12 protein-coding genes and 1 pseudogene are annotated in these 10,206 nt (G+C 50.7%); all 13 read right to left on the bottom strand.

Annotation, left to right across the window (positions count from 1 at the left end):
* Positions 1 to 426: pseudogene (locus APY94_RS13685) on the bottom strand (RNA-guided endonuclease InsQ/TnpB family protein); the annotation flags it as partial.
* A gap of 173 nt (positions 427 to 599) precedes the next feature.
* On the bottom strand, positions 600 to 1,265 hold the full coding sequence (csa3, locus tag APY94_RS08750; protein WP_245610447.1) for a CRISPR-associated CARF protein Csa3: 666 nt from the start codon (positions 1,263 to 1,265) through the stop codon (positions 600 to 602).
* Positions 1,243 to 1,860 carry a CRISPR-associated endonuclease Cas3'' gene (locus APY94_RS08745; protein WP_342667082.1) on the bottom strand — a complete coding sequence of 206 codons (618 nt, stop codon included), beginning with the start codon at positions 1,858 to 1,860 and terminating at the stop codon, positions 1,243 to 1,245. Before APY94_RS08745 ends, csa3 begins: the two co-directional genes overlap by 23 nt.
* A 41-nt stretch (positions 1,861 to 1,901) precedes the next feature.
* Entirely contained in the window at positions 1,902 to 3,476 is a 1,575-nt protein-coding gene (cas3, locus tag APY94_RS08740) for a CRISPR-associated helicase Cas3' (protein WP_058939266.1), read from the bottom strand.
* Entirely contained in the window at positions 3,473 to 4,672 is a 1,200-nt protein-coding gene (gene cas8a2, locus APY94_RS08735; RefSeq protein ID WP_058939265.1) for a type I-A CRISPR-associated protein Cas8a2/Csx9, read from the bottom strand. The genes cas3 and cas8a2 overlap by 4 nt, the downstream gene beginning before the upstream one ends.
* Positions 4,662 to 5,390 carry a type I-A CRISPR-associated protein Cas5a gene (gene cas5a, locus APY94_RS08730; RefSeq protein ID WP_342667081.1) on the bottom strand — a complete coding sequence of 243 codons (729 nt, stop codon included), beginning with the start codon at positions 5,388 to 5,390 and terminating at the stop codon, positions 4,662 to 4,664. Before cas5a ends, cas8a2 begins: the two co-directional genes overlap by 11 nt.
* A 22-nt stretch (positions 5,391 to 5,412) precedes the next feature.
* The gene (gene cas7a, locus APY94_RS08725) at positions 5,413 to 6,360 is read right to left on the bottom strand and encodes a type I-A CRISPR-associated protein Cas7/Csa2 (protein ID WP_058939263.1); all 948 of its coding nucleotides are present in this window, start codon (positions 6,358 to 6,360) and stop codon (positions 5,413 to 5,415) included.
* A complete protein-coding gene (gene csa5 / locus APY94_RS08720; protein ID WP_245610446.1) occupies positions 6,360 to 6,710 on the bottom strand; it encodes a type I-A CRISPR-associated protein Csa5 in 351 nt (116 codons plus the stop codon). The genes cas7a and csa5 overlap by 1 nt, the downstream gene beginning before the upstream one ends.
* 192 nt (positions 6,711 to 6,902) lie before the next feature.
* Positions 6,903 to 7,883 carry a type I-B CRISPR-associated endonuclease Cas1b gene (gene cas1b, locus APY94_RS08715; RefSeq protein ID WP_058939262.1) on the bottom strand — a complete coding sequence of 327 codons (981 nt, stop codon included), beginning with the start codon at positions 7,881 to 7,883 and terminating at the stop codon, positions 6,903 to 6,905.
* Positions 7,884 to 7,887: 4 nt separating this feature from the next.
* Positions 7,888 to 8,304, bottom strand: coding sequence for a PIN domain-containing protein (locus tag APY94_RS08710; RefSeq protein ID WP_058939261.1), 417 nt, complete (start codon positions 8,302 to 8,304; stop codon positions 7,888 to 7,890).
* Entirely contained in the window at positions 8,292 to 8,519 is a 228-nt protein-coding gene (locus APY94_RS08705) for an AbrB/MazE/SpoVT family DNA-binding domain-containing protein (protein WP_058939260.1), read from the bottom strand. Before APY94_RS08705 ends, APY94_RS08710 begins: the two co-directional genes overlap by 13 nt.
* A gap of 56 nt (positions 8,520 to 8,575) precedes the next feature.
* On the bottom strand, positions 8,576 to 9,085 hold the full coding sequence (cas4, locus tag APY94_RS08700) for a CRISPR-associated protein Cas4 (protein WP_058939259.1): 510 nt from the start codon (positions 9,083 to 9,085) through the stop codon (positions 8,576 to 8,578).
* Between the two features lie 2 nt (positions 9,086 to 9,087).
* On the bottom strand, positions 9,088 to 10,194 hold the full coding sequence (locus APY94_RS08695) for an AAA family ATPase (RefSeq protein ID WP_058939258.1): 1,107 nt from the start codon (positions 10,192 to 10,194) through the stop codon (positions 9,088 to 9,090).
* Between the last annotated feature and the right edge of the window lie 12 nt (positions 10,195 to 10,206).

The following is a 10,206-nucleotide window of genomic DNA, read 5'->3' as shown; positions in this document are numbered from 1 at the left end:
ATTCCCGCTGAAAGGTTGCCCAAGGGCTGTCTTGGGAGTTCAACCCACTCTTGACCATAAAGCCTTCCCTCCACCGTGTTATGAAATATGAGCATACCATTTCCGCTTAACGGTGTCGTAAGTTATTTCTAATCACCCTTGCTTGCCCTTTAAGTGTATTCTCCCCTTGAATTGAATTTCGAGGCGTTTGAACTTTCCGAGGCCTTTGAGGATTAGTTTGTTTCCTTCAATTTTGTATTGGTCGTTTCTGAGGACTATTAAGCCTTCTCCCTTGATGTAGTTTGGTGGTTTGGGTTTGAGCCAGTTGGGGGGTTCTCCGTTCCGTTTGTTCCTTAAGAGTGAGAAGAAGCTTCTCCAGCTTTCGGCGTTCTTCCTGCAGATTTGTTGAACTGTTGCCGAGCCTATTTCGGATTTGAATGTTTCTCTTGGGTTTTTGAGGGTTGAGTTTTACCGTTATTGACCGCTTCATTCTAAAGTATGGTAATGTTTTTTAGGCTTTAAAATAGTTTTGCTTTCCTGCCTTCAGGCTGGTCTTTCGATTACTGCATCCCCACCCTAAAGGACGAGGCCTTCAGAAGAAAAAAGTAACAGTTTAATCCTCATGACATTCTTCCCCCCTTGATCTTTAGGTAGAGCCTTCCAGCGCTGGTTGCCTTATATTTGGGTGTTCTTCCGTCGGGCTTTTCAGCTCTAACAAGGCCGTACTTTGTCATTTCCCTCAGTTCGTGGCTTATCGTTGCGGGGGAAACCCCAAGCTCTTCGGCGATCTTCCTTACGCTCTTACCCTCAAGGAAGCCGCAGAGTATCCTAGCCCATCTCCTTTTAGCAGGCGCCAGAAACGCTCCCAGTTCCAGGGATATGTGTCCCGTCAGGTTCTCAAAGTCACTCTCGACAATGATTCTGGCATCTTCAATGCTCAAAAGTGCAAGGAGAGTGGAAACGATGAGTGGCCTCATGCCACCTGAAAGAACTGCCAAAACGAGGCGGTCATCGGTGAGGTTGTCCTTTATGGCCCGGGATATATCCCTTACGATCTCCTCACCGTTGAGGGGAACTTCGAGGATTAATACGTTTCCCTCCCCAATTATGGGTGACGCTATGTTCTTTATTGCGGTGATGGCATTAACCGTCCTCGGCTCCTTCTGGTATCCCTCAGGAACTATCGCCAGAAGCCTATCGCCAGCTTCGAGGCCATCTACGCCCTCTCTCTTTCTCACCAGTGCCCTGACGATGAACTTCTCGTCAAAGCCCACCGGAAAGACCACGAGCAAGGTTCCACCCCCTTACATTTAGAACCTCAAAGATCTCCCGCCCAAGGAGGCTTTTCTTTCCTCCCCTATTGGTTGCTGCGGCGTAATTGTCAGCTACCGTCAGGGGAAGCAGAAGTGAATAGACGCCTTTCAGGTTTTTCCTGAATACTTTCTCCACTCCACTGTTGAACTCAATCCACTCTTCCCATGGAATCTTTGGAGGGAGTCTTTCTCCCGACAGTTCTTTGATAAGAGACAGACAGTCCTCGCAAAGTCTGAGATTATTTGGCTTTTTGGGGCTTCCACTCCTGACCCAATCGTGGTGGTGGAGAAGTATTGCAATGGACGCTATTTCCCCGGTTTCTCCGTATTTTTTGAAGACGTCTCTCGCTATAAGGGCGGAGTAGAACTCATGGAACCCGAACTTTTCCCGCCTCTTCTGGAACTCCTCAAGGCACTTTCCAACATCGTGGAGGGCGTAGGCCTTCCTCAGGAGTTCCTCGGCGAATTTTTGCTCGACCCTCAGAACCTGTGCAAGAAATGCGCCGTAATCCCTGCGAAGGTACAGCCCCTCGATGATCTCAAGGCCCCTCTTTATGTGATCTTCCATCTTTTCTACACAGACCCCAGTCTCAAAAAATGCACACGCACTCATGGGATACCACGCTCCCAGTCGTATTCACCCATGAAAACAACATCAACTTCCTCCCCGAGCGCGATGGATTTTGCTATGTTATACGCGTCTTTCAGGCTTTGTATCCCGCCTTTCCAACCATTAATCTCTACTCTTCTCTTGGAGTAAAGTTCCACCAGCTTGGAGGGAGTTATCAGCACGGCCTCATCCCCTACTGAAAGCGGAATCAGGAAGCCCCTCATGATTGGGGTTCCACTGGCTGTTAAGCTCTCTATAGTGCTCAGAACTTGAGGGGCCCTCTTGGTTGGATCTACCATAAGTCTGAACAGTCTCCCCTTAAGCTCCCGGTTGACGTTCCTGGTGATAGAAACCGGTTTTTTCCCATGAACCTCCGTGACTATTGCCTGGTAAGTGTCTGGCACCCTTGGAAGGATCTGATGTTCCTTCATTAATTTTACTGTCCTTTCGACTTTATCCCCTAGGTATGGTCCGCAGGGGGCGTCTTCAAGGACGATTATCTCAGCCTTCATCTCGCTTCCATACCTGGCCACTCTACCAAATCGCTGGAGGAGGGAATTTATGGGGGCTCTATCGGTTACCATGAGGTCAACTGAAAAATCAACACCAGCCTCAACCGCCTGTGTTCCGATGAGGAGGAAATTTCCCTCGTTTTTCCATTCCCTAAGGCGTTTGATGAGCTCTCGTTTGTGGCTTGGTGTCATCCTGCCGTGGATTAGCATAATTCTTCTGCCTTCAGGCCAGATATCCGGGTTGTTTCTGGCTTTATTAAACAGCTCGACGGCCCTTTTAACCGAGTTCACTATAATCGCGTTTTTCTTTCCGGGCTCTATGAAATTGAGTGGATTTCCCGAATCAAACATTATCTCGATATCTTTTTTCAGCTCCCTCTCTATGAAGGGGTCATCCTCTTTGGGAGACAGAACATGGAAGTCGTAGCCGTTTTTCTTTGCGTATTTCTCAAAGATTTTTCCGTGGGCCTCTGAGAGGGTGGCCGTCATGACCACGATGGGGATCTTTTGGGAGGTGAGAAACTCAACAATGGCCAGAAACGCGGTCACCATTGATGCATCTTCAAGGAGGAAGTGAGCTTCATCGAAGATTACAAGCGACGTCAGTATCGAGGCCTGAGTCAAATAATCGTAGCCAAACTCCCTACCCGCTTTAATCCGGTGTCTCTTCTTCGTGTTGAGCTTCAGCAGATCCCGGGTGAAGGTGTCAGCGGTGGTTATATTGAGTGGGAAGAGATGGAGAAACTCGCCGCTCGAACCCATCATCTTGGTTCTGGAGAAGCCAAATGCCTCATCTGCAGTTTTCTGGATGTCCTCGATTATTGAACGCATCGGGAGAACGTGAATCACCCTGTCAAAGATGGAGGCATCTCGGAGGGAATGAACGGTCAGAGCAAAGCTGAGGAGCGTCTTCCCATAACCGGTAGGGGCTTGCAGGATTAAAAAAGGGGGATTCTCCGAGGAGGTGATAAGATGAAAAGCCTCCTCGAGCAGTGGCCTTTTCTCTGGCCTGAATCTCTTTGCCTCTGCGAGCTTCTGTAGTGCCTTCTTAAAAGCTTTCAAAGGAGCACCTCCAGGTGTTCCTGCCACATAAACGTTCTCATGACCTTCCGAAACTCCCCGCTCGCTCTCCCGCTGCCCTCCAAGAGAGCCCTGCCCTGACGGAACAGCCTGAAAACGGCGTCTCTGATCACCTCTTTTCTTCCGCTGTTGATGGCCCTGTACAGATCTTTGACGAAGATATACGCCAGCATCTCGCCATCGCCGTTGACGCCCTTTCGGAGCTCCTTTTCTGCAATGTCCACAAGGGCCCAGAGGGGGTACTTCTGGATCGTGGCTTTTCCATCCTTGAGCTCCACGAGGAGGGGGAGACCCCCGATGGTGACTGCTCCTACCCTGTTCAAATATTCCTTCATGTACTCGCTCAGTCCGGCTAAATTGAGCTGTACGGTCTTAAGCTCGGTATAAACCTGGCCCTCAAGGCTTATCAGGTGCAGAGTTACTGGATAGACTTCTTCGACGACGTTTTTCCCTTCCTCGGCGAGCTTCATCGCCAGCTTCATCTCGTAGAGCTCCTCAGTACTCAGGGAAATTCTGCCCGATGCTCCGGCACCCGTTAGTAAAAGGAGGCCCTTCTCAATAACCTTCTCAACCTCGTGGGGCCAGAAGCCCTCAATCCCTGGCTTTGTCATCAGGTAGTACTTTCCTCCTATGAATCCTGCGAAGCTCGTGAAAAAGCCGAGGGCTATGAAAGAGAACCACAGCGGATCCATACGTATCTGGGCTTTTTGGCCGGTTGTTGGGCTTAAGAACCCACTCTGGCGCTCGTAGTACTCTGGTTGTTTGATTATTGCCGGCAAAATGGCCTGCTCTCCCTTGTATGCCACCCCAAGATAAGTCCCATTTTTGTCCGTTTTTATAGTGGATAGGGACTCCCTGGGATCGATTTTACCCTCCCGGAGCAGTTTTATGGTCTCACTGGCCACAAGCTCAAAGAGCTCCCCATAGGTTTCGGGAGCACTCCTACCGAACCAGGCCTGTAGAACCTTATCGAAGGAACTCCTGTCGTTTCGGCCCATCTTTGAGGTGTGGATCTTCACCCTGCTTCCGAGGGAGTTCAGCGCGCCCTCCAATGCATCGGAGAGCTCTTCTTCGTCGGGCTCAAGTCCCGTCTCCATTACAACCCATGACATGCCCAATGCAAGTAGTTCCCTGGTCAGGCCTTCGTAGGGATAGCTTGCGAGGGCCTCAAGAAGCAAGGATGATCACCTCCCCGTCTAACTCTGCAATCGACAGCTTCCCCTGGACTTCAACTCTTCCTTCTGGATAGAACATTACAATGCGCCTAGCGTTGGAATAGTCGCCGATTCCCGAGCGCCAGTCAACGACCGTCTGGAGTGTTCCTTTCCCGCGAATATCAACGCCTTTAAAGGGAAAGGCGTACTTCGTTTTGGCTTCATTGACTTCTTGAATCTTTGCTTTCCCTCTATTCACGTCTTCGGCGCTGACTACTGATTCCCTTGAGCCGAGCCTCGTTATTCCCCACGCGGCCCTCTCCAGGTCTTTCGTGCTGTAGGTGCTCTCAGAGAGAGCTTCTTCATCGATAAGATACACGACCGTTAGCGAGTTGCTGGATTCACCGTACAGCACCGCGAAGGGGAACGAGGTTACCGCACTCTGAACTTTTTTCTCACGTTGATAAATTGTGTTAATCTTCAATAGAGAACCATAGAGCTTTGGTTTGCTCTCTGTCTTGATGGTGGTCCATTTGAAGAGGCCCATTGCGGATTCCGCTTTGCTCTTGAAGGTTTTCCTCTCGTAAATGGTCTCCCTCCTGTCGCCACTGATATGGAGGAGTGGATACGCTATTGCCCCTATCAGTGTGGTGGGTGGAACGTAGCGAAGCGCCGTTCTCATCTTGCTCTGGGGGAGGGCGCGGAGGGCTATTACTCCCGTGGGCCTCAGCTTAACTTTCAAAAATAAAGTCAAGGGAACCACCTCAGAAGGCTCCCTTCTCATGGAGGTAGTCAATCGCTTCCTTCAGGGCCTCTTCGGGAACCTTTTCGCCCGTGGCGGCCGTGAATAGGTACTCTTCTCCAAAGCTCTCAAGGACCTTTAACCTTCTCTGGGTTTTCTCTAGGTAGTCATCGTAAATCGGCGAGGTGACGACGAATGGGTGCTCCGTAACTGACACAACGAGCTCGGTTATGCCTCCAACCGGGAAGAAGCGGGAGAGCTTGGCCCCAAACTGGCCTGAGGAAAGCATCCTGAAGAGTGCCTTTAGTGATGCTTCGCGTCTCTTCTTAATTTCGTTCTCATCGAGTATTGGCTTCGAGGTTATCGCGCTTACGCCTACCGCATCGAGGTCGAGGTTGAAGGTGAAACCGTAGAGCGCGGTTCCGGTTTCGACGTAGTATATCATCTGCTCGGAGGCGTTGCCCTTTTTGCTCGATGCGTCCATCTGGGCGTGCCTGGCGTGGAGCTGCGGCTCGGAAGTGGCGAATAGAGCGACCGACTTGACTGGAAGGGCGTAGCTTACCTGGAAGGCTGAGCTCCTCCTAACTGGTGGTTTCTCGGCATAAAGGAAGCCGCCGACATCTTCAACGACGCAGGCCTTTACGATGGCCTCTTCGATCTTCTTGGGATCGTCTGGAATCGGATCAACCTTCTTCTTAAGATGAACCTTGTTCATGGACTTGTAGAACTCCATCCTCCAGCAGTCATCGCAGACCGGCAGATCTGCGGAGAGGGCCTCATTAACGAGATGCTCTTGGTAGGCATGGGCCAGGCTCTCACCGCTCATGGCTGGGACGTAGACCGTCTTTAGCCTTCCGTCTTCCTCGACTAAGTAGGGAACGCGCCTGTGCTTGCCGTAGTTTCCGGCGGTTTCGACCATGTTGAGGGCCTCGACGTTGGCCTCAAACCTAACTCCAACGCTCAAGAACATCACACATCACCTCCGGAGTTTTCTTTCTTCGAAGGATACGCGAGGGCGAGGGTCGCCACGAGTTTGGCAACTCCCGTATCCGAGCGGACATCTTTGAGAAACCCCATCACCTCTTCACCGCTTGGAATGCCAGGCAGGAGGATCTTATTGCCATCTTTCTCGATGTACCTTCCCCCATTTTCATCGACGGAGGCACTTTCTCTAATCGACCTGAATGCTCTGAGAGCCTCAAGAAGCGCTACCTCGACAGGTTCTGGATTCAGTGCGTTCCCAATCCTGTCCACATAGCTGAAGTTCCTCGTCTGCACAAAGAACCTCAGCATCTTCACTATGCCTTCGTACTCAGTCACGGTGTTCACCTCAGCAGAGGTAGAGACATTGCTGGATTTAAGCTTTACGTTTAATTCATGTTTAATAAGGAACGAACATTCGTTTAGAAAAATCTAAACACTTGTAGCCATCTCCCAGGACATGACTCTCTCCGGGCAGTTTTTGGGGCCTAGCTTAACACTTGTCTCTCCGTTTGCCTAGCACTGAACGCCTCAAAACCACGCCACTAGAGGCTCGTAATCCTTAACCCCGACGAGGTGTTTGATCAGCTTGTACGCCTCAAGCCTTATCAGCCTCTGCTTCGTGACGTTCTTTTTAAGGCTGGGGTGTTTTACACTCTTACTAAGCTCCTTGTTGTAGTGCTCTAGAACTGTCCTCATCCCCTCCTTAGTCAGCAGAACGCCGTTAAGCTCGCTCCTAAAGTGTTCCTTCCTGATTATCCCCTGCTTCACGAGGCGCGTCGCTATTCTGTCGGCTATTATCGGCTTGAATATCTCGCTTAAGTCTAGCGCTAAAGAGAAGCGCCTCTCATCGGGCTCGTGGAGGTAGCTCACCGTCGGAACCAGCTGGGTGTTGTAGAGCTCGCTCACTACGGTGGCGTAGAGCCTCGAATTAAGGAAGCTTATCAGCGCGTTCATCTCGTTCCCCGGCGGCCTTCTCGTCCGCTTGACTATCCTGAATCCCTCTGGCAGATGATCGTCCCAGCGCGAGTAGTATTCCGCCCTTATCCTCGCCTCGACGTTCATGACGTCGGTTATCTTTTTCGCATTCTCAAGTTCTTCAAAGAACTCGTCCAGAAGCTCCGAAAATCCATCAGCGACCTTCCAGCGCTTCAAATTCCTCTCCATGTTGAGGGCAGAGCCCTTGACGAAGAGTCTCGCTAGCTCAAGCCGCTTTTCCCGGTCGAGGTAGTGCTCGGCCTGCTTGATGACCAGGTCTCCGGAGTGGAGCTTCTCTTTGGGGTAAAAGCTCCCATCATAAAAGCCGTAGTGGTTGAAGAAGTGCACCGCTATCCTCTTCTGCGCCAGAAAATGGAGGGCCTGGGAGCTTATGTTCACGTGGCCGTAAACGTAGATGTCGTAGATGCCTTCAACTGCCAGAGGCTTCCTCCCCTGAGCGTTCTCGAAGTAGAGCGTGTTCTCCCTCCGGAAGAGGTTCCCGTTGGAAAAGAGGGTGAGGGAGCGCTTTCTCATGCTATCACCTTACGTATTCGGGTAAAACGTTGATGCCGACCGTTTGGGCCAGCTTTCTTAGTTTGACGTCAAAAGTGGCAAGTGGAAACCCCTTTAAAACGGCATGGGAAAGGATTATGGCATCGTTAATATGGCTTAAGGATCGGTTGTAATCCTGAAGTATCTTGAGGGCGTGAAGTATGATTTCATGACTCATCTCCAGACCCCGGAATCTCGGGTCAGATATGTACCATTCGATCATTTTCTTAGCTGTCTGAAGAGACTTCTTTTCCCTCTTAAAGAACCAGAGGTATTCCTGGAGTACAAGCGAGGGGATGTACCATTTATCAAGGGACTCCAGAAGCATCCGGCCGTTCTCATGGAAGGGATTATCCGAGAAGGTGTCATAAATCAAAACGTTGGTGTCGATCACTGCATGCATTCCTCCATACCCTCCTGGATACCTCTCTCGATTTCCTCAGGGGTAATTGGCCTGCCAAGCTTGAGGGTTGGACGTTCTCTTCTGAAACGTTTTATCACTATCCTTTCTCCCTCAAGCTCAACCTCAAGCAGCTCTCCCTCCTTAATTCCGAGAGCTTTTCTAATTTCTGCGGGGAGCGTTATCTGATAGTTTCGGGTTACTTTTGTCACAGGCATAGTATTGCCTCCTTACTAGTAAGTTAGTATATCTGCTATATTAGAGTTTCTACTACTCAAACCCAGCACAGCTCGTAGTAGGCGCACTTTTTACATTTCCTTGATTTCACCGGCTCTGGTGGAGCTGGGAGTGATTCTATCCTTTGAACTTCCAGAATTGCCGCCTCCACTTCCTCCTCCCTGCCGTCAAGGGTTATCTCCTTCGTCTCGTTGAGCTTCGGGTAGTGGAGAACCGCTTTTGCCTTGATGCCGAGCCTCTTGAGATAGTAAAGGTAGTAAAGCGCCTGCATTTCGTGGGCCTTCTCCATCGCCTTCCCGAGCTTGACTTCGTGGACTTCTATGGTGTCCCCCCTCCGGATGAAGTCTATCTTTATGCTGCCGACCCGAACTTCCTTCTCCTCGCTGGCATAGCGCCTCTCGTGGAAAAATTTACCAAGGTCAACCCACTCGCTCTCCTGCTCCATGGTGATGCCCTTCGAGAAGTACCAGAGCTTCGTGGGGCAGATGAAGAGGTAGTTGATCTCGGTGCCGCGGATGAGGAGATCGGTGAGAGGGTATCCCTCCATCCCTAGCCCCCGCTTACCCTAAGTATCCAGAGCTCAAAGAGGGGATTTTCTATCAAGTATCTTCCGTTTTCCCGCACTATCAGCTCCTTTTCTTTAAGGGCCTTCAACGCCGCCTGAACCGTTGAAGTTCTTTCAAAACCGTACCGATTAAGAAAGTCCCTTGAGTAGAAGTCGCTCTCATTCCGCGCTATCGCAACGAGGAGTCTCCGCTGGTTAATTGTCAGGGAGTCCCATACCTCCTCAAAGAACTCGCTTGTTTCGTTAAGTATCTCTTCAACCGCTTTCTCTAGGTCTTCTCTGGATATATGCCCCCTTTTCGAGAGGATGGCGTTCAACCACAGCCGGTAGCACAGCATCTGCGTGTAGTGGGGATGTCCCTTGGTTATCCCCAGCACAGATTCTATTAGCCCGTCGTCAATCTTAAGCCCGCTCTCTCTGAATTTGTTTTCTATGAAGGGCCTGAACTTCTCCTCCGGGATTCTCCTGAGGATCATGTGCATCCCAAAATTGTAGAACGGACTGCGAGGGGACTGGAATATCTCGCGCATCATCCCCTGCTTGCTCCCCACGAAGACGTAGGTTACTTCCTTATGTTTCTGGAACTCAGCGCGCATCTTCGGGAGGACGTCTTTTCCGAGGTTGCTCACTTCCTGGAATTCATCGAAAACGACCACGACCCTCTTTCCCGTGATCTCCGCGAGACGCTTTGGCAACTTTAGAGCCTCTTCGAAGGCGGTGTTTTCCTCCCCCACAATGAACTCCACGCCGAGTCTTTTCCCGATGGTAATTCTGGGCGTTGTTGTTTTAAACAGCCTCCTCAGGAACTCCTCCACTCGGCCTTTCCACGTTCTTATCGCTGCCGAGCTTATTCTCTCGGCGAGCTCTTTCTTGGTTAGGATTCCCGAGCAGTCAACTTCTATCGGATACACTTTCTCCCCAAGTTCGTCCAGGGCAATGCTCACGAGGGAGCTCTTTCCATAGCGCCTCGGGGAGTATATGATAACGTTCTGACCGCTCGTTACGGCTATTTTGAGCTTTTCAAGCTCTTCTTCCCTGTCCGCAAAGTGCTCCCTGCCTACCTTTCTCCCGTAGACGAAGGGCGGCTTCATTACACCTTCACC

It is taken from the genome of Thermococcus celericrescens (assembly GCF_001484195.1).
GTDB classification, from domain to species: domain Archaea; phylum Methanobacteriota_B; class Thermococci; order Thermococcales; family Thermococcaceae; genus Thermococcus; species Thermococcus celericrescens.
The sequence above is the reverse complement of the archived record's forward strand: the minus strand, read 5'-3'. Positions and strand labels throughout refer to the sequence as shown.

What these genes read in the sequence shown, in the direction of transcription:
- APY94_RS08745 (WP_342667082.1), bottom strand. Translation starts at nt 1,860, where the DNA reads ATGGAAGATCACATAAAGAGGGGCCTTGAGATCATCGAGGGGCTGTAC.
- cas7a (WP_058939263.1), bottom strand. Translation starts at nt 6,360, where the DNA reads ATGTTCTTGAGCGTTGGAGTTAGGTTTGAGGCCAACGTCGAGGCCCTC.
- cas1b (WP_058939262.1), bottom strand. Translation starts at nt 7,883, where the DNA reads ATGAGAAAGCGCTCCCTCACCCTCTTTTCCAACGGGAACCTCTTCCGG.
- APY94_RS08710 (WP_058939261.1), bottom strand. Translation starts at nt 8,304, where the DNA reads ATGCATGCAGTGATCGACACCAACGTTTTGATTTATGACACCTTCTCG.
- APY94_RS08705 (WP_058939260.1), bottom strand. Translation starts at nt 8,519, where the DNA reads ATGCCTGTGACAAAAGTAACCCGAAACTATCAGATAACGCTCCCCGCA.
- cas4 (WP_058939259.1), bottom strand. Translation starts at nt 9,085, where the DNA reads ATGGAGGGATACCCTCTCACCGATCTCCTCATCCGCGGCACCGAGATC.
- APY94_RS08695 (WP_058939258.1), bottom strand. Translation starts at nt 10,194, where the DNA reads ATGAAGCCGCCCTTCGTCTACGGGAGAAAGGTAGGCAGGGAGCACTTT.